Genomic DNA, 18,283 nt, shown 5'->3' on the forward strand with positions numbered 1-18,283 from the left:
GTGTCTCGCATCGGTCAGTCTTGGGCCCGCCGTCCGCGCCTCGAACCACTCGAAGCGCTTCCCGTTTGGGCTGAAATCTTCGCCTTTTTGAAGCGAAGCCCGCGATTGTGGCACCCGCCTGCTTCGATGTCAACTGCCTTCTTTGCGCCGCCCGCCAAGACACTAGACTCTGGCCCCGTGCGCCCTCCTGCCCCCACCCCCTCGTTCTCGACCACCCGCCGCCTCGTGCTGGGTGGCCTCGCGGGGGCGGCCGGCGCCCTGGCGCTGGGCGTCGCCGGCTGCGGCGCCCCGGCGGCCGCGCCCGAAGCCCCGGCGCCCGTCCGGCTGCGCCGCCTCGCGGAAGCGCGCTGGCCGCACCGGCTCTCCATCGGCGGCACGCCGGCGGGCGGGCTCTCGGGCATCGACTTCGACGCCCGCGCAGGTGAGTACCTGCTCCTGAGCGACGACCGGTCGGACCTGGCGCCCGTGCGCTTCTATATGGCGCGCTGGCCCGCGCCCTGGAGCGCGGCGCCCGAAGCCACCGGTGTCGTCGAACTGCAACGCCCGGGCGGCGGCCCCTGGCCTTCGCGCCGGCAGGCCATCGCCGGCCTGCCGGTGCCCGACCCCGAATCGCTGCGCCTGCGCCCCGACACCGGCACCCTGCTGTGGAGCAGCGAGGGCGACCTCGCGCGCGGCTTCGGCCCCGCGCTCTACGAATCGGCGCGCGACGGCCGTTTCCTGCGCGAATTCGCGCTGCCCGCCCTGTTCCAGGCCGACACGGCCCAGCGCCGCGGCCCGCGCGACAACCTCGCCTTCGAGGGCCTCGCGCTGGTGCCCGATGGCCGCACGGCCTGGCTGGCGATGGAGAACGCGCTGATCCAGGACGGCCCCGTGCCCACGGTCGACGCCGCCGGCGGCCCCTGCCGCTTCACGCGCATCGACCTGGCCAGCGGCCGGGCGACCGGCCAGCTCGCCTATGTGCCCGACGCCATCCCCCTGCGTCCGCTGCTGCCGGGCACCTATGCCGACAACGGCGTGAGCGAGGTGCTGATGATCGACGCGCACCGCATGCTGGTGCTCGAGCGCGCCTACGCCGCGGGCACCGGGAATTCGCTGCGCCTCTATGAAATAGACACCCGCGGCGGCAGCGACGTGCTGGGCCTGGAGGCGCTGGCCCCTGGCAACCACCGGCCGGTCGCCAAGACCCTGGTCGCCGATTTCTCCCGGCTCGGGGCCGACAACGGCCTCTCGCGCCTCGACAACAGCGAGGGCATGTGCTGGGGCCCGCCGCTGCCCGGTGGCGGGCGGACGCTGATGATCGTCAGCGACGACAATTTCAACCCGCTGCAGATCACGCAGTTCGCCGCCTTCGAATTCCTCGACCGACCATGACCATCGCCGCCACCTTCCTGCCCCGCAACGCCCCCGCGCCGCTGCCGCCCATCGCCTTCATCGGCGGCGGCAACATGGCCAGCGCCATCATCGGCGGGCTGATCCAGCAAGGCACGCCCGCCACCTCCTTCGAGGTGGTCGAGCCCTTCGAGGAGGCGCGCGCCAGGCTGGCCAACACCTTCGGCATCGCGGCCCAGCCGGAGGCCGGCGCGGCGCTGTCGCGCTGCGCGGTGGTGGTCTGGGCGGTCAAGCCCCAGACCTTCGCCGAGGCCACGCGCCCGGTGCGCCCCTTCGCCGAAAACGCCCTGCACCTGAGCGTGGCCGCGGGCATCCCGTCCGACAGCATCGCCCGCTGGCTCGGTACCGAGCGCGTGGTGCGGGCCATGCCGAACACGCCGGCGCTGGTCGGCCAGGGCATGACGGGCCTGTTCGCGCGTGCCGGCGCCGACGGCGCCGACCGCGCGCTGGTCGGCCAGTTGCTGACGCCCACCGGCGAGCTGATCTGGGTCGACGAAGAACCCGCGCTCGACGCGGTGACCGCGATGTCGGGCTCGGGCCCGGCCTACGTGTTCTATTTCATCGAGGCCATGACCGAGGCCGGCATCGAGATGGGCCTCACGCCCGACCAGGCGCAGCGCCTGGCGATCGGCACCTTCACCGGCGCCTCGGCGCTGGCCGACAGCGCGCACGAGCCGCCCGCGGTGCTGCGCGAGCGCGTGACCTCCAAGGGCGGCACCACCTATGCGGCGATCAGCGCGCTGCAGCAGGCCGACGTCAAGGGACAGTTCAAGACCGCGATCCGCGCGGCGCAGAAGCGCGCGGCCGAGCTCGGCGAGGAATTCGGCCGCGGTTGAGGGCCCTCAGGCCGGCGGCGCGTCGAAGGTGCCCGCCAGCGCGCGCGGGCCGAGGAAGAACAGCCAGTCGGCCGCCAGCGTGACGGTGCCGTCCTCCAGCTCGAGCTGCAGCGCTTCCTTCAGCAGGAAGCTGTCGCCGGGCTTGGGCGTGACCTCCGCGATGCGCACGCGCGCCCGGAAGCGCGCGCCCACCGGCATCGGCCGCACGAAGCGCAGGCGGTCGAAGCCGTAGTTCAGCGCATGGTTGGTGTCGAAGGGCAGCAGGCTGCGCATCGCCTCGCCGCTGAGCTTGATCAGGTGCGAGACCTGGAAGAAGCCCTGAACGATGGCGCCGCCGTAGCCGGCCTCGCGCGCGGCGCGCTCCGGATCGAGATGGATCCACTCGCCCTCGCCGTCGCCCGAGAGCTCGGCATAGCGCGCCACCATGCCCTGCGTGATGCGATGCCATTCCGAATGGGCCTCCTGCCCGATCCGGCCGCGCAGTTGCGCCAGCGTGGCCTCGGCGTCGGGCGTGGGCTGCATGCGGTCTCGCCTCCGGGCCGGGCCGTGGATCAGCGCAAGCCGTAGCCGGCCACCACGCCGGCGAAGACCGCGAAGCCCAGCCAGTGGTTGAGCCGGAAGGCCTGGAAGCAGCCTTCGCGCGTGCGCTCGCGGATCAGCCGCCAGTGCCAGGCCGCCTGCCCCGCCGCGATCGCGATCGCGAGGTAGAACACGGCGCCGAGCCCGCGGCTCGCGCCGGCCCAGGTCCACACCGCGAGGAAGACCGCATAGCTCGCCATCACCGCCGCCACGTCGTAGCGGCCGAAGGTGATGGCCGAGGTCTTCATGCCGATCTTGAGGTCGTCGTCGCGGTCGACCATCGCGTACTCGGTGTCGTAGGCCAGCACCCAGAACAGGTTGCCCGCCAGCAGCCACCACGCGAAGGCCGGCACGGTCGCCTGCACGGCCGCGAAGGCCATCGGAATGCCGAAGCTGAACGCGATGCCGAGCACCGCCTGCGGGATCGACACGAAGCGCTTCGCATAGGGATAGACCAGCGTGACCGCGAGCGCGGCGAACGACCAGTACACCGTGACCCGGTTGGTCGTGAGCACCAGGCCGAAGGCCACCAGCGCGAGCACCGCGCCGAACAGCAGCGCCTCGCGCACCGAGATCTCGCCGCTGGTCACGGGCCGCTGCGCGGTGCGCTTCACGTGGCGGTCGAAGTCGCGGTCGGCCACGTCGTTGACGCAGCAGCCCGCGCTGCGCATCAGGATCGTGCCGAGCACGAACACCGCGATCAGGTGCCAGCCCGGCCAGCCGTCGGCCGCGAACCAGAGCGCGCCGAGGCTGGGCCACAGCAGCAGCAGCCAGCCCGCGGGACGGTTCCAGCGGATCAGGTCGAGGTACACGGCAAAACGCCCGCGGCGCGGCGCGGGCGTGAGGCCGTGAGGGGCGGGATGGGTGGTCAATCCTCGAGCAGCGAACGCAGCATCCAGGCGGTCTGGTCGTGCACCGTGCAGCGCGCGGTCAGCATGTCGGCCGTCGGATCGTCGCCGGCTTCCTCGGCCACGGGGATGAATTCGCGCGCGATGCGCGACACGGTCTCGTGGCCCTTCACGAGGATGCGCACCATCTCCATCGCCTTGGGAGGGTCCTGCGGCACGTCGGGCACGGTGGCGATCTTGCTGAACTCGGCGTACGAGCCCGGCGCGTAGTGGCCCAGTGCGCGGATGCGCTCGGCGATCACGTCGGTCGAGTTCCACAGCTCGGTGTATTGCGCCATGAACATCGCGTGCAGCGAGTTGAAGTGCGGGCCCGTCACGTTCCAGTGGAAGTTGTGGGTGGTGAGGTAGAGCGTGTAGGTGTCGGCGAGCACGCGGCTCAGGCCTTCGGCGATGGCCGCGCGGTCCTGGCGCTCGATGCCGATGTTGATGATCGGCGCATTGCGGCTGCCGGACTCCTGCGCGACCACCGCGCCGCCCTTCTTGGGCACCTTGCCGGCGGAGGAGGCGGGAGAGGGCTTGGTTTTCTTGGGAGCTTTGGCCATGGCAAAAGGTCTTTCTTCAAGTTGGGAATGACACCGGAATTCTCGAAGCCGACGCGCGGCTTCGCAACAGCGTCACTCTATCTCAGCGTTCGATATTCCAGGCTTGCAACGGCGTAGGCCGAGGTCGCGAATTCGCCCTCTCCCGCGGCCGCCACGGCTCAGGACAGCCGCTTCACGCCCGGCAGTTCGCAGGCATAGATCGCGTTGCGCAGCGCCGCGATCGCCTCGTAGCGCGTGAAGGTGCGCCGCCATGCGAGCACCACGCGGCGCGTGGGCGGATCGCGGTCCTGCGCATCGCGTACCGGCAGGTAGCGCACCATCTGTTCCGATTCCTTGCGGCCCTTGCCCCTGGGCTTGAGCGCCTCGGCCGGCACCGACAGTCGCGGCACCAGCGTCACGCCCATGCCCGAGGCCACCATGTGCTTGATGGTCTCGAGCGACGAGCCCTCGAAGCTCTTGCGGATGCCCTCGGCATTGCTCGAGAAGCGCGCGAACTCGGGGCAGACCTCGAGCACGTGGTCGCGAAAGCAGTGGCCCGTGCCCAGCAGCAGCATGGTCTCGCTCTGCAGCTCTTCCGAGGTGATCGACTCGCGGTCGGCGAACTTGTGCTTGACCGGCAGCGCCGCCACGAAGGGCTCGTCGTACAGCGGCGCCATCGCGAGGCCGGTGTCGGGAAAGGGCTCGGCCATGATCGCGCAGTCGATCTCGCCGGCGCGCAGCATCTCGAGCAGCTTGACGGTGAAGTTCTCCTGCAGCACCAGCGGCATCTGCGGCGTGCGCGAGATCACCTGGCGCACGAGGTCGGGCAGCAGGTAGGGCCCGATGGTGTAGATCACGCCGAGGTTCAGCGGCCCGGCCAGCGGGTCCTTGCCGCGCTTGGCGATCTCCTTGATGCTGGCCGCCTGGTCGAGCACGCTCTGGGCCTGCTGCACGATCTGCTCGCCGAGCGGCGTGACCGTGACTTCGCCGGCGCTGCGCTCGAAGAGCTTGACTTCGAGTTCGTCCTCGAGCTTCTTGATGGCCACCGAGAGCGTGGGCTGGGACACGTAGCAGGCTTCGGCCGCCTTGCCGAAGTGGCGCTCCCTGGCCACGGCAACGATGTATTTGAGTTCGGTGAGGGTCATAGCTTGCGTCAATTATGCGCAAGGCACCGTGACCGCTCGCGGTCAGGGGTCGGGCGCCGCCGGAGCGGCACGCGTCAGGACTCCCCGGGCGTCCAGTCCGGGCTGTAGCCACCGAGCGTGGGGTGGTACATCTCGTCGCCCGTGTGCTGCGTGAACTCGACGTTGAGCCGGTCCTCGCGCAGGCCCAGCAGCTCGATGCAGTGAGCGCACAGCGCCTTGGCGAGCGCCATGCGCAGCTCGGGCGGGCGGCCCTGGCGGATGTCCAGCATCATCAGCGAGACCGGCACCGGCGGGCCCTCCGGGTCGGGAATGCGCCAGAGCCCGCCCTCGCCGAGCTCGCGCACCGCGACGCTGATGCGACGGATGTCCACCGACATCATCTCGGCGTAGGTGCGGCTCATGCGCTCGGCCAGGCGCTGCTTGAGCTCGCTCGGGTAGTGGTCGTTGACGTCCAGTTGAAGATACGGCATGCGGGGCTCCTGAAAAGAAGAGAAGAGGCCTCAGCGCGCCAGACCATAGCGCGCGGCCGGGACGGCGTTGGCGAACTTCGGCGCCAGCGCGCGGCGATCGGCTTCCCACTGCGTCCACCGCTCGCCCTCGTGCAGGCCCGGAATGGTCACGCGCTCGCCCGCGTCGAGGCCCGCCAGCGCGGCGTCCACCAGGTCCGCGGCCGACATGGTGCTGGCCGATTCCTTCTGCGGCGCATAGCCCGCGACGTCCCAGAACTCGGTGGCCGTGGCGCCCGGCATCACGGTCTGGATGCGCACGCCCTTGTCGCCCAGGTCGCGCTGCAGCGTGTGGCCGAAGCCGATGACATAGGACTTCGACGCGCTGTAGACGCCGTTGAGCATCTCGACCGCGACGCCGACCACCGAGGCGATGTTGACAATCGTGCCGGCCTTGCGCCGCACGAACGCGGGCGCCACGGCATAGCTCAGGCGCGTGAGCGCCGTGACGTTGAGCGCGATCATGTGCTCCATGGTGTCGACATCGTCCGCGAGGATGGACGCGACCGAGCCGATGCCGGCGTTGTTGACGAGCATCGTGAGGGACTCGTCGGTGCGCAGCACTTCCTCGACGCGCGAGCGCGCCGCCGGGTCGGTCAGGTCGGCGACGAGGGTCGTAATCCTGCGTCCGGTGGCGGCACGCAGTTCGTCCGCCAGCGTTCGCAGCCGCTCGCCGTTGCGGGCCACCAGGATCAGGTCGTGGCCGCGCCGGGCCAGGCGGTCGGCGTAGATGGCGCCGATGCCGGTGGAGGCGCCCGTGATCAGCGCGGTGCCTGGGGAGGTCGTGGAAGCGGTCATGGAATTCACCTTGGAAGAGAGCGGGCCGACGGGCTGCCGGCGCCTGTGGGTCATCGTAAAAATGACGCCACATTTCCTCAATGTCGTAGATGCAAGGTTTTCGGACACGGCCCGGCAGCACCGCGCAAAGCGCCGCAGAATGGCGCGCTTGCACGACATGCAAGGTTTCAGGTCACTCGAGGAGCGCGAAATGCACAGCGTCGGATTGCTCGTCTACCCCGGCTTCCAGTCCCTGGCCCTGGCGGTGGCCACGGCCTTCGAATACGCCAACCTGATGAATGGCGCGGCCGCCTATGACTTCGCCGTGGTGTCCGAACCCGGCGGCGCGGTGGCCTCGTCGCAGGGCTTCGCGGTGCAGACCGAGGCCTGGGGCGAGCGCACGTTCGACACCCTGATCGTGGCGGGCGACAACGAATGCCGCCTGCCGCCGCGCAGCCTGATCGAGCGCGTCCGAACGTCGGCCGCGCGCTCGCGACGCATGGCCTCGATCTGCACCGGCGCCTTCGTGCTGGCCGAGGCCGGACTGCTCGACGGCCGCAAGGCCACCACCCACTGGCTGCATGCGCGCGCCTTCAGGGAGCGCTATCCGCGCGTGCAGATGGAGGAGGACCGCATCTTCGTCATCGACGGGCCGGTCTGGACCTCGGCCGGCATGAGCGCGGGCCTCGATCTCGCGCTCGCGGTGATCGAGAAGGACCTCGGGCGCAAGCTGGCGCTGACGATCGCGCGCAAGCTGGTCATCTACCAGCGCCGGGGCGGCGGCCAGTCGCAGTTCTCGACCCTGCTCGAGCTCGATGCCAAGTCCGACCGCGTGCAGACGGCCCTGGCCTACGCCAGGGAGAACCTCGCCGCCGACCTGTCGGTGGAGGTGCTGGCCAACGCGGCGCACCTGAGCCCGCGCCAGTTCAGCCGCGTGTTCCGCGAGGAGACCGGGCAGTCGCCGGCCAAGGCGATCGAGCGGCTGCGCGTGGAGGCCGCGCGCCTGATGATGGAAACCAGCCGCCACCCGATCGAGGTGATCGCGCGCGAGACCGGGTTCGGCGACCGCGAGCGCATGCGGCAGGCGTTCCTGCGTGCCTTCGGGCAGCCGCCGCAGGCGATCCAGCGCATCTCGGCCAACGCCGAGCTGGTGTAGCCGGCGCCGCGTCGAGGCAACCTCGCCGCGGCGATGCGCGGCTCACGCCGGCCGCGCGCCATGCCAGCGACGGTAGCGGCGCGTCAGGCGCTGCATGCGCAGCTGGTCGAGCAGCAGGGTCAGGAACGGCGAATGCCGCGGCACCCCGGTGCGGCCCGGGCGCAGGGTGCGCAGGCGGCGCTTCACCAGCGCCATGCGCGCCATCGCGCCCATCACCTGATCCTTCCATTCGACCTTCGGCGCGGGCGCCACCGCGTCCTCGCCCGCGCGCCAACGCGCCGGCAGGTCGGGCGCGACGGCCAGGGCCGTGGCCATGCCCACCACCGCGACGCCGCCGGCCAGCACCTGTTCGGCCACCACGCGGCGCACGATGCCGCCCGTGGTCATCACGGGCATCCGGGCCACGGCGGCGAGCTCGCGCGCGAACTCGAGGAAATAGGCCTCGCGCGCCAGGGTGCGCCCGTCGGCCGTGCGGCCCTGCATCGCCGGACTCTCGTAGCTGCCGCCGGACAGTTCGACCAAGTCAATCGAGAGTGCGTTGAGCCACAGGATGACCTGCTTCGCATCGCTTTGCGAGAAGCCGCCGCGCTGGAAATCGGCCGAGTTGAGTTTCACGGCCACGCAGAAGTCGCGCCCCACGCGGCCGCGCACGGCACGCAGCACGTCGAGCAGGAAGCGCGCGCGGTTCTCGAGGCTGCCGCCCCAGGCATCGGTGCGCCGGTTGGTCAGCGGCGACAGGAACTGCGACAGCAGGTAGCCGTGCGCCGCATGGATCTGCACGCCCGTGAAGCCCGCGCGCTCGGCCGCCTGCGCCGTCGCGGCGAAGCGTTCGACGGTTTCCGCGATCTCGGCCTCGCTCATGGCCTGGGGCTGCACGAAAAGCTTGCTGTGCTTGCCGAGGTCGAGCGCCACCGACGACGGTGCCCAGGCCAGGCCGCCCATGCTCGCGCGGACCTGGCGGCCCGGATGGTTGATCTGCATCCAGACCTGCGCGCCACCGCTGCGCGCGGCCGTCGCCCATTCGGCAAAGCGCTCGAGCGGCGTGCCGGTCTCGAGCACGACGCCGCCCGGGCCGGTGAGCGCGCGGCCATCGATCATCACGTTGCCCGTGATGACCAGGCCCGCGCCGCCCCGGGCCCAGACGCGGTAGAGATCGTGCAGCGCCGCGCCCGGCAACTGCCCGTCCTCGGCCATGTTTTCCTCCATCGCGGCCTTGGCCAGTCGGTTGGGCAGGAAGCTGCCATTGGGCAGGGTCAGCGGCTGGAAGAGCGGCGAGGCATTCACGGTGAAGCGCCATGGGAGGAGTGAGGGAAAGCCGATGCTAAGATTCAAGCCAGCTTCAAGGTCAAGCCCCATGAAAATCGGCGAATTGGCACAGAAGACCGGCATGGCAGCCTCGGCCATCCGCTTCTACGAACAGAGCGGCCTGCTGCCCGCGGCCGAGCGCCGCGCCAACGGCTACCGCGACTACGACGATGCTGCACTGAAGCGGCTGCAACTGATCCAGATCGCGCAGAACCTCGGCTTCTCGCTCGACAGCCTGCGCGGCGCGTTCGCGGACTGCGCGGTGTTCTCGAAGGACGACCTGATCGAGCGGCTCGACGGCCGCGTGCACGAGATCGACCGGCTGATCGCGGGCCTGCGCGCCCAGCGCCAGGACCTGACCGCGATGCGAAGCACCTTGCACGCGCACTGGGCCCAGGGTGAATGCATGGACCCGGCCGCGCTGGCCGAGGGCATGTCGACGCCCCGCGGCAAGGCGGCGCCGCCGGCGCGCCCGCCGAAGGCCGCGAGAAGGTAGCGCCGCCTCAGCGCCGGTAGGGCCGCACCACCTCGAGGTCCGACGCGATCACCGCGCGCACCTGGTCCGCGAAGGCGCTCACCAGCCGCGAATCCGGCGCATCGGGTGGCAGCAGCAACGCGAGCCGCACCGGGATCGCGGGCACGAAGGCGCGCACCGCGAGCTCGAGGTTGCGCCGCTCCTCGAGCGCCGCCAGCGGGTTGAGCACGCTGACGCCCAGGCCCGCGGCGACCAGCGCGCAGACCGAGGCACCGAGGTCCGACTCCAGCACCGTGCGCGTGCGGGCGCCCGCGGCCGCCAGCACGCGGTCGATGCGTTCGCGCGGCGCGCTGCCGAGCGGGAACGAGACGAAGGCCTCGCCCTCGAGGTCGGCCGCCGCGACCTGCTTGCGCTTCGCGAGCCGGTGCCCGATCGGCAGCACGGCCACGCAGTCCATGGTCAGCAGGGTCTGGACCTGCATGCCCGGCACGTCGTCGCCGTAGAGGATGGCCAGGCCGAGCTCGCACAGGCCCGAGCTGACCCAGGTGTTGACGGTGGCGGCGGCGCCCGAGTGGATGGTGAGCAGGGTCTCGGGATGCTCGGCCTTGAACTGCGCGACGGCCTTGCTCAGCAGCCCGCCCGCGATCCGCGGCATGGCGGCCACCGCGAGCCGGTCGCCGCCGAAGGAGCGGATGTTCGAGGCCGCGCCCTCCAGGCCCTCGAGCCCGACGAAGGCCTTCTCCACGTCCTGGAAGAAACGCTTGCCGTCGAGCGAGGGCAGGAGGCGCGTGCCGCGGCGCTCGAACAGCAGGAAGCCGACGATGGCCTCGAGCTGCGACACCAGCCGGCTGACCTGGGGCTGCGAGGTGTGGAGCCGGCGCGAGGCCTCGGTCATCGAGCCCGTCTGCATGACGATGCGGAAGGCCTCGATGTGCTTGAGCGTCATGCGGCGGGTCGTCATATCAAAATTGTATGACGCACCCTCTACAAGGAATTTTGCGTATCCAGGCGGCGCGCGAATACTCGCCGCCATGACTGGCACCGACGCGACCGCACCCTCCGATCCTCCCGGCGTGGACCTGCGCAGCGACACCGTCACGCGGCCCACGCCCGCGATGTACGAGCGCATGCGCAGCGCGCCGCTGGGCGACGACGGCCTCGACGGCGACCCGACCGCGCGCGAACTCGAGGCGCTGGTGGCGCGCACGCTCGACAAGGAGGCGGGCCTCTACGTGCCCACGGCCACCATGGGCAACCTGCTGGCCGTGCTCGCGCAGACCGAGCGCCAGGGCCAGGTGCTGCTCGAGGCCACGGCCCACATGTTCCTGACCGAGCGCGGCGGCGCCACGCTCGCGGGCCTGGCCTACCTCGGCATCGCGGGCACGGCCGGCGCCATGGACCTCGACGAACTCGAGCGCACCCTGCGCCGCCCCGGCGGCCTGCGCACCGAGCTCGTCGGCATGGAGACCTCGCACGCGAACGCGGGCGGCGCCGTGCCGCCGCTCGAGCACATGCGCGCGGTGATGGAGGCCGCGCGGGGCGCGGGCGCGCGCGTGCACCTCGACGGCGCGCGGCTGTTCAACGCGGCGGTCGCGCTCGAGGTGGCGCCCGCCGCCATCGCGGGCTGCGCCGACAGCGTGGCCGTCTGCCTCTCGAAGGGCCTGAGCGCGCCGGCCGGCGCGGTGCTGGTCGGCACCGCCGCGACGATCGAACGCGCGCGCCGGCTGCGCAAGGTGCTCGGCGGCACGCAGCGCCAGGTCGGCGTGGTCGCGGCGGCCGGGCTCGAGGCCATCGAGACCATGGCGGGCCGGCTCGCCGACGACCACCGCCAGGCGCGGCGGCTGGCCGAGGGCCTGGGCGCAGTCCGGCCCGGCGCGCTGCGCACCAACACGCCCGCCACCAACATCGTGCTCGCCGACCTGCCCGCGAACGGCCCCGACAGCGCGGCATGGACCCGCGCGCTGCGCGAGCACGGCGTGCTGGTGCGCGCCTGGGGCAGCCATCGGCTGCGCCTCGTGACGCACCGCCACGTCGACACCGCCGGCGTCGACGCCGCCATCGCCGGCTTCCGCCGCGCCGCCGACGCCCTGCTCCGCTGAGCCGCCCCATTCCAGGAGATCCACCATGCCCACCCTGTCCCGCCGCGACTTCGTCGCCACCACCCTCTCGGCCGCGGCCCTGTCGCTCGGCCGCCCCGCCTTCGCCAATGACTACCCCAGCCGCCCGATCCGGCTGGTCGTGCCCTATGCGCCCGGTGGCGGCTCCGACGTGGTCGGGCGCCTGGTGGCGCAGAAGCTGACCGAATCCAGCGGCTGGAACGTCATCGTCGACAACAAGGCCGGCGCCTCCGCCATGATCGGCACCGACGCCGTGGCCAAGAGCGCGGCCGACGGCTACACGCTGCTGATCGCCGATGCCGCGCACGCCACCAACGCGGCGGTGCAGCCGCGGCTGCCCTTCGATTCGACCAAGGACTTCGCGCCGCTCACGCTGATCGGCTCCTCGCCGCAACTGCTGGTGGCGCATCCGTCGTTCCCGGCCAACTCGCTCAAGGAACTGCTGGCGCTGCCGCGCGAGCAGGTGCGCCAGTACGGCGTCGGCACGCCGGGCCAGGGCTCGGCGCCGCACCTGCTCTACGAGCTGCTCAAGCTCAAGACCGGGATGGAGCTGGTGCACGTGCCCTACAAGGGCGGCGCGCTGGCGCTGACCGATGCCATCGGCGGCCAGGTGCCGATGGTGATCAACTCGGTGCCGGCCTGCATGCCGCACATCGAGGCGAAGCGGCTCAAGGTGCTCGCCATCGCGAGCACGGCGCGCGATCCCAAGCTGCCGCAGGTGCAGACCTTCGCCGAGAGCGCGCCCGGCATCGTCGGCAGCGTCTGGTACGGCCTCATGGTGCCCGCGAAGACGCCCGCCGACGTGCAGCAGCGCCTGAACGCCGCGCTCGCCAAGGTGCTCGACCTGCCCGAGGTCAAGGCCCGGCTGGCCGATGCCTTCATCGACCCGATGCCACGCGGCAGCCAGGCCTTCGCGAAGCACCTGAACGACGAGATCGCGCGCTGGCAGGCGGTGGTGAAGCAGACGGGGTTCACGCTCAACAGCTAGCAGCATGCAACGTACTGTGCGGCTTGCGCCCCACGGATACACAGGCATACGCAGCACGCGCGGCAGCGGTGGCGGGCGTCGAAGAATCGACGCATCGATTCTTCCACCGCCTCTTTCTCACCCGAAGGAACCGCCATGCGCATCCCCGCCGCACCGCTCGCCATCGCCGCCGCCATCGCCGCCTCAGTGGCTTTCGTCACCCTCGCCGCGCCGCCCGGCGGCGGCGACATCCCCACCGCGCAGGCCGCGCCCGCGCCGGCCTTCACCCACATCGACACCTGGCTCAACTCGCCGCCGCTGGACATGGCCGCGCTGCGCGGCAAGGTGGTGCTGGTCGACTTCTGGACCTACACCTGCATCAACTGCCTGAACCACCTGCCCTACGTCAAGGACTGGGACGCGAAGTACAAGGACCAGGGGCTGGTCGTGGTCGGCGTGCACACGCCCGAGTTCGCCTACGAGAAGTCGACTCAGAACGTGAAGGACGCGATCCAGCGCCTGCAGATCCGCCACGCGGTGGCGCAGGACAACAGCTACGGCACCTGGAAGGCCTTCCGCAACCAGTACTGGCCGGCCGTCTACCTGATCGACAAGCAGGGCCGCATCGTCTATTCGCACTTCGGCGAGGGCAGCTACGGCACCACCGAGAAGAAGATCCAGGCGCTGCTGGCCGAACCCGCACCGGCGTCCTGAGATGAAGAAGCTCTGGTTCGCCCTGCTGTTCCTCGCGGGCGGCTTCGCGCATGAAGTCCGCCAGCCGACCAACTGCCAATGCATCTCGACCCGTTCGGCGACGGGTCCTTCGAAGCGAAAAAACGCCTAGTCCCGCGCCTCGACCGCCGCGGCCAGCACATAGCCTTCGCTGCGCACCGTCTTCAGGTAGCGCGGCTCGCGCGCATCGTCGCGCAGGCGCTGGCGCAGCCGGCTCACCAGCAGGTCGATCGAGCGCTCGAACAGCTCGGCCTCGCGGCCCTGGGTCAGGCTCAGCAGCTGGTCGCGGCTCAGCACCTTCTGCGGATGGTCGAGGAACACGCGCAGCAGCCGGTACTCGGCGCCGCTGAGCGCGACCATGGTGCCGCTCTCGTCGAGCAGGTGGCGCTCCACCGTGTCGACCTGCCATTCGCCGAACACCAGCTTGCGCGCGGCCTCGGCCGAGCCCATGTTGGGCGGCAACATGCGGGTGCGGCGCATCACCGAGCGGATGCGCGCGAGCAGCTCGCGCGCCGAGAAGGGCTTGGCCAGGTAGTCGTCGGCGCCCATCTCCAGGCCCAGGATGCGGTCGGCCTCCTCGCTGCGCGCGGTCAGCATCAGGATCGGCGTGGCCTTGTACTTGCCGGTGCGCAGGTCGCGGCACAGGGTCAGGCCGTCCTCGCCCGGCAGCATCAGGTCGAGGATGATCAGGTCGAAGGGCCCCGAGTCCTCGAGCGCCGCGCGCATGTGGCGCCCGGTCGGCACCGCCACCACGCGCAGGCCGTTCTTCACCAGGTAGGTGCTCAGCAGTTCGCGGATCTCCCGGTCGTCGTCGACGATGAGGATGTGGTCGGAGGGCCTGGTGTTCATGGCGCGGTCTCGGGGTTGTCGTGCAGCGCAATGTAGCCGCCGGCCGGCGCGCGCCAGCGGCTTTTGTATGCCCAAGTATCCGGCGCGGCAAGGTGCCACATGCCGTTGCACTAGCGGCTGGCCGCAGCCTGGGACGTGAAACGTACTGTGTGCGTTTTTCGCGCGGATACACAGGCATACGCAAGGCGCGCCGCGGGGGTGGTCGCGGCCCAAGAATCCGTTCCGTTCGACGAACAACCCCTTCTTCACCCATCCAAGGAACCACCATGAGCCAGATCGACAAGGTCCTCTACACCGGCAAGACCCACACCACCTCCGGCGGCCGCGACGGCAGCGCGCGCAGCAGCGACGGCCGGCTCGACATCCAGCTGTCCTCGCCCGGTTCCGCCGGCCAGGGCACCAACCCCGAACAGCTGTTCGCGGCCGGCTGGTCGGCCTGCTTCATCGGCGCGATGGGCCTGGCCGCCGCGAAGCAAAAGATCGCGTTGCCGGCCGACCTGAGCGTGAACGCCGAGGTCGACCTCGGCACCGGCACGGGCGGCTACTTCCTGCAGGCCCGGCTCGACGTGAGCATCCCGGGCCTGGACCGCGAGGTGGCCCAGGGCCTGGTCGATGCGGCGCACCAGACCTGCCCGTACTCGAAGGCCACGCGCGGCAACATCGACGTCACCCTCCGCCTGGTCTGAGCCGCGGCGCGCCGGCCGACGCCGGCGCCTTCGTCCACCCGTCTATAAAGGCGTCCATGTCCACCCCCGCCAGCCCCGCCGCCAGCCAGGCCGCCCCCGTCCGCCGCGGGCTGCGCCGGCTGGTCCCGCGCTCGCTGTTCGCGCGCGTCACGCTGATCATCGTGGTCGGCCTCGCGATCGCGCAGGCCCTGACCTTCGGCGCGATCAACTACGAGCGCGGCCTCGCGATGCGCGAGCTGATGATGATCGGCATCGAGCGCGACATCGCGAGCTCGGTGGCACTGCTCGACCGCCTGCCGGCCGACGAGCGCGCGGACTGGCTGGCGCGGCTGGAGCGGCGCAACTACCACTTCACGCTCGGCGGCGAAGCCGGTGGCAACGAACCGGCCTCGGCCTCGCTGCGCCAGTTCGGCGAGGCCATCATGGAGGCCATGCGCCCGTTCGAGATCGTGAAGATCGGCGAGGTGGGCAACCCCGTCGGCGGCCTGGAGATCCAGGTGCGGCTGCACGACGGCTCGGCGCTGATCGTGCATGCGCGCCGGGTCGACATGCCGATGTCGCCCTGGCTGGTGTGGGGCCTCGCGGTGCAGTTGCTGGTGCTGGCGCTGTGCGCCTGGGCCGCGGTGCGGCTGGTCACGCGGCCGCTGGCGCAGCTGGCGAGCGCGGCCGACGAGCTCGGGCCCGACCTCAAGGGCCGGCCGCTCGACGAGCACGGCCCGAGCGAGGTGGCCCATGCCGCGCGCGCCTTCAATGCGATGCAGCAGCGCATCTCGGGCTACATGTCGGAGCGCGTCGAGATCCTGGCCGCGATCTCGCACGACCTGCAGACGCCGATCACGCGCATGCGGCTGCGCACCGAGCTGATGGACGCCACGCCCGACCGCGACAAGTTCCGCCAGGACCTCGACGCGATGAAGTCGCTGGTGCGCGAGGGCGTGACCTATGCGCGCACGCTGCACGGCGCGACCGAGCCGCCGCTGCGCGTGGATGCCGATGCGCTGGTGCAAAGCATGCTCGCCGACTACGAGGACGCGGGCCAACCGGTGCGGCTCGAGGGCCGTGCCGGCACGCCGATCGTGACCCGGCCCAACGCGCTGCGCCGCATCCTCGCCAACCTGATCGACAACGCGCTCAAGTTCGGCACCGAGGTCAGCGTGCGCGTGCAGCCCGAGGCCGCGGGCGGCCAGTTGCGCATCGCGGTGGTCGACAACGGCCCGGGCATCCCGGCCGACGAGCTCGACGCGGTGCTCAAGCCCTTCTACCGCGTCGAGAGCTCGCGCAACCGAGACACCGGCGGCACCGGCCTGGGCCTGGCGATCGCCCAGCAGCTCGCGACCGCGATGGGCGCGCAGCTGCGGCTGGCCAACCGGCCCGAGGGCGGGCTCGAGGCCAGCCTGCTGCTGGGCACGCGCCCCGCGCCGGGCGACTGAGCGCACACGACCCACCACGGCGACACCCGACGGCGGCCCCGCGACGCGAGGCTGCGCGGGATGCGCACGCCCCATCCCATCGATTCATCCACGACCCAACCAGGAGCGCCACCATGCTCGTTCTCATCGTTGCCTACCTCGGCGGGGTGCTCACCATCCTGAGCCCCTGCATCCTGCCGGTGCTGCCCTTCGTGTTCGCGCGCGCCGACCGCCCGTTCCGCTCGCACGGCCTGCCGATGCTCGCGGGCATGGCGCTGGCCTTCGCGGCCGTCGCCACCCTCGCGGCCGTGGGCGGCGGCTGGGTGGTGGCGCTCAACGAGTGGGGGCGCTACGCGGCGATCGCGCTGCTCGCGCTGTTCGGCCTCACGCTGCTGCTGCCCGCGCTGGCCGACCGGCTGAGCCGGCCGCTGGTGGCGCTCGGCTTGCGGCTGGCCGACGCGCCGACCGGTGGCTCGGTGTTCTCGCCGCTGCTGCTGGGCGTGGGCACGGGCCTGCTGTGGGCACCCTGCGCGGGCCCGATCCTGGGCTTGATCCTGACCGGCGCCGCGCTCAACGGCGCCAGCGCCGGCACCTCGCTGCTGCTGCTGGCCTACGCGGCCGGCGCCTGCACCTCGCTGGCGGCCGCGCTGCTGTTCGGCCACCGGATGTTCGCGCGCATGAAGGCCTCGCTGCGCACCGGCGAATGGCTGCGCCGCGCGGCCGGCGCCGCGGTGCTCGCGGGCGTGGGCGCGATCGCGCTCGGGCTGGACACCGGCCTGCTGAGCCGGCTCTCGGGCGGCGGCACCACCGCGCTCGAACAGGCGCTGCTCGACCGCCTCGGCCCGCCGAAGCCCGCCGTGCCGCAGTCCGCGCGCCAGGACCGCGGCGGCCTGATGCTGACCAGCGCCGAAGCGCCCCTGCCCGCCCCCGCCTTCACGCCGCGCCCCCTGCGCGACCAGGGCCCGTTCCCCGCGCTGGCCAGCGCGACCGAATGGATCAACTCGCCGCCGCTCACGCCCGAGGCGCTGCGCGGCAAGGTGGTGCTGGTCGACTTCTGGACCTACTCCTGCATCAACTGCCTGCGCACCCTGCCCTACCTGCGCGCCTGGGCCGAGAAGTACAAGGACGCCGGCCTCGTGGTGGTGGGCGTGCACACGCCCGAGTTCGCGTTCGAGAAGCGCCCGGCCAACGTGCGCCGCGCGGTCAAGGACCTCGAGATCGGCTTCCCGGTCGCGGTCGACAGCGACTACGCGATCTGGCGCGCCTTCGGCAACCAGGCCTGGCCGGCCTTCTACTTCGTCGACGCGCAGGGGCGCATCCGCCACCACCTGTTCGGCGAGGGCCAGTACGCGAAGTCCGAGCAGGTGATCCAGCAGCTGCTGGCCGAGGCCGGGCCGTCGCGCGTGGCCGCGGGGCTGGTCGCGCCGCAGGGCCTGGGCACGCAGGCCGCGCCCGGCACCGAGCCCGTGCGCTCGGGCGAGACCTACATCGGCCAGGAACGCGCCGAGGGCTTCGCCTCGCCGGGCGGGCTGGTCGCGGGCCGCACCCATGCCTACCAGGCACCCGCCGCGCTGCGCATCAACCAGTGGGCACTGGCGGGCGACTGGGCGGTCGATGCCGAGCGCGCAGTGCTCGCGCGCCCGGGCGGGCGCATCGCCTACCGCTTCCAGGCGCGCGACCTGCACCTGGTGCTCGGCCCCGCGGCCGATGGCAAGCCGGTGCGCTTCCGCGTGCGCATCGACGGCCAGCCGCCGCTGGCCGACCACGGCTTCGACACCGACGCGCAAGGGCAGGGCACGGTCGACGCGCAGCGGCTCTACCAGCTGGTGCGCCAGCAGCAGGGCGCGCGCGAGCGGCTGTTCGAGATCGAGTTCCTCGACCCCGGCGCGCAGGCCTATGCCTTCACCTTCGGCTGAAGCCGGCGCG

19 protein-coding genes are annotated in these 18,283 nt (G+C 71.5%); 10 read left to right on the top strand and 9 right to left on the bottom strand.

Annotated elements, in window-relative coordinates; all coding sequences use genetic code 11:
• Positions 1-177: 177 nt before the first annotated feature.
• Complete coding sequence (locus R0232_RS32805) at positions 178-1,371, top strand: esterase-like activity of phytase family protein (protein WP_431510723.1); 1,194 nt, start codon at positions 178-180, stop codon at positions 1,369-1,371.
• Complete coding sequence (gene proC / locus R0232_RS32810; protein WP_431510724.1) at positions 1,368-2,225, top strand: pyrroline-5-carboxylate reductase; 858 nt, start codon at positions 1,368-1,370, stop codon at positions 2,223-2,225. The genes R0232_RS32805 and proC overlap by 4 nt, the downstream gene beginning before the upstream one ends.
• A 6-nt stretch (positions 2,226-2,231) precedes the next feature.
• On the opposite strand, the gene R0232_RS32815 is transcribed toward proC, so the two are convergent.
• The 6 genes from R0232_RS32815 to R0232_RS32840 all read right to left on the bottom strand — a co-directional run bounded on the left by R0232_RS32815 (position 2,232) and on the right by R0232_RS32840 (position 6,682).
• Positions 2,232-2,747 (bottom strand): MaoC/PaaZ C-terminal domain-containing protein, encoded by a 516-nt coding sequence (locus R0232_RS32815; protein WP_431510725.1) that lies wholly within the window; start codon positions 2,745-2,747, stop codon positions 2,232-2,234.
• 29 nt (positions 2,748-2,776) lie between these two features.
• Entirely contained in the window at positions 2,777-3,676 is a 900-nt protein-coding gene (gene ubiA / locus R0232_RS32820; protein WP_093351153.1) for a 4-hydroxybenzoate octaprenyltransferase, read from the bottom strand.
• Complete coding sequence (locus R0232_RS32825) at positions 3,673-4,254, bottom strand: Dps family protein (protein WP_057593138.1); 582 nt, start codon at positions 4,252-4,254, stop codon at positions 3,673-3,675. The genes ubiA and R0232_RS32825 overlap by 4 nt, the downstream gene beginning before the upstream one ends.
• 158 nt (positions 4,255-4,412) lie before the next feature.
• Complete coding sequence (locus R0232_RS32830) at positions 4,413-5,378, bottom strand: LysR substrate-binding domain-containing protein (protein ID WP_057593137.1); 966 nt, start codon at positions 5,376-5,378, stop codon at positions 4,413-4,415.
• Positions 5,379-5,452: 74 nt separating this feature from the next.
• Complete coding sequence (locus tag R0232_RS32835) at positions 5,453-5,848, bottom strand: tautomerase family protein (RefSeq protein ID WP_057593136.1); 396 nt, start codon at positions 5,846-5,848, stop codon at positions 5,453-5,455.
• Between the two features lie 30 nt (positions 5,849-5,878).
• The gene (locus R0232_RS32840) at positions 5,879-6,682 is read right to left on the bottom strand and encodes an SDR family NAD(P)-dependent oxidoreductase (protein ID WP_431510726.1); all 804 of its coding nucleotides are present in this window, start codon (positions 6,680-6,682) and stop codon (positions 5,879-5,881) included.
• 190 nt (positions 6,683-6,872) lie between these two features.
• Between R0232_RS32840 and R0232_RS32845 the strand changes: the two genes are divergently transcribed.
• Positions 6,873-7,817, top strand: a complete 945-nt coding sequence (locus tag R0232_RS32845; RefSeq protein ID WP_431510727.1) for a GlxA family transcriptional regulator — start codon at positions 6,873-6,875, stop codon at positions 7,815-7,817.
• Between the two features lie 42 nt (positions 7,818-7,859).
• On the opposite strand, the gene R0232_RS32850 is transcribed toward R0232_RS32845, so the two are convergent.
• A complete protein-coding gene (locus R0232_RS32850; RefSeq protein WP_431510728.1) occupies positions 7,860-9,101 on the bottom strand; it encodes an NADH:flavin oxidoreductase/NADH oxidase family protein in 1,242 nt (413 codons plus the stop codon).
• A gap of 70 nt (positions 9,102-9,171) precedes the next feature.
• Here R0232_RS32850 and R0232_RS32855 point away from each other — a divergent pair, with 70 nt between their 5' ends.
• Entirely contained in the window at positions 9,172-9,618 is a 447-nt protein-coding gene (locus R0232_RS32855) for a MerR family transcriptional regulator (protein ID WP_431510729.1), read from the top strand.
• Between the two features lie 7 nt (positions 9,619-9,625).
• Here R0232_RS32855 and R0232_RS32860 read toward each other — a convergent pair whose 3' ends face one another.
• Positions 9,626-10,558, bottom strand: a complete 933-nt coding sequence (locus R0232_RS32860) for a LysR substrate-binding domain-containing protein (protein ID WP_281077025.1) — start codon at positions 10,556-10,558, stop codon at positions 9,626-9,628.
• A gap of 70 nt (positions 10,559-10,628) precedes the next feature.
• On the opposite strand from R0232_RS32860, the gene R0232_RS32865 reads away from it, so the two are divergent.
• From R0232_RS32865 to R0232_RS32875, 3 genes are all read left to right on the top strand, one after another.
• On the top strand, positions 10,629-11,696 hold the full coding sequence (locus R0232_RS32865; protein WP_431510730.1) for a GntG family PLP-dependent aldolase: 1,068 nt from the start codon (positions 10,629-10,631) through the stop codon (positions 11,694-11,696).
• A gap of 25 nt (positions 11,697-11,721) precedes the next feature.
• Positions 11,722-12,702, top strand: coding sequence for a tripartite tricarboxylate transporter substrate binding protein (locus tag R0232_RS32870; protein ID WP_431510731.1), 981 nt, complete (start codon positions 11,722-11,724; stop codon positions 12,700-12,702).
• A 135-nt stretch (positions 12,703-12,837) separates the two neighbouring features.
• The gene (locus R0232_RS32875) at positions 12,838-13,395 is read left to right on the top strand and encodes a thioredoxin family protein (RefSeq protein ID WP_431510732.1); all 558 of its coding nucleotides are present in this window, start codon (positions 12,838-12,840) and stop codon (positions 13,393-13,395) included.
• Between the two features lie 126 nt (positions 13,396-13,521).
• Here R0232_RS32875 and R0232_RS32880 read toward each other — a convergent pair whose 3' ends face one another.
• Positions 13,522-14,262, bottom strand: coding sequence for a response regulator (locus R0232_RS32880; protein ID WP_057597879.1), 741 nt, complete (start codon positions 14,260-14,262; stop codon positions 13,522-13,524).
• A gap of 266 nt (positions 14,263-14,528) precedes the next feature.
• Here R0232_RS32880 and R0232_RS32885 point away from each other — a divergent pair, with 266 nt between their 5' ends.
• The 3 genes from R0232_RS32885 (at position 14,529) to R0232_RS32895 (ending at position 18,273) form a co-directional block, all read left to right on the top strand.
• Positions 14,529-14,948: an organic hydroperoxide resistance protein gene (locus R0232_RS32885; RefSeq protein WP_057597880.1), complete on the top strand. Its 420-nt coding sequence runs from the start codon at positions 14,529-14,531 to the stop codon at positions 14,946-14,948.
• Between the two features lie 56 nt (positions 14,949-15,004).
• Positions 15,005-16,378 (top strand): sensor histidine kinase, encoded by a 1,374-nt coding sequence (locus R0232_RS32890; protein WP_431510733.1) that lies wholly within the window; start codon positions 15,005-15,007, stop codon positions 16,376-16,378.
• Positions 16,379-16,491: 113 nt separating this feature from the next.
• Positions 16,492-18,273 carry a cytochrome c biogenesis protein DipZ gene (locus R0232_RS32895; protein WP_431510734.1) on the top strand — a complete coding sequence of 594 codons (1,782 nt, stop codon included), beginning with the start codon at positions 16,492-16,494 and terminating at the stop codon, positions 18,271-18,273.
• Positions 18,274-18,283 lie beyond the last annotated feature (10 nt).

It is taken from the genome of Variovorax sp. DAIF25 (assembly GCF_050711835.1).
In the GTDB taxonomy this organism is placed as follows: domain Bacteria; phylum Pseudomonadota; class Gammaproteobacteria; order Burkholderiales; family Burkholderiaceae_C; genus Variovorax.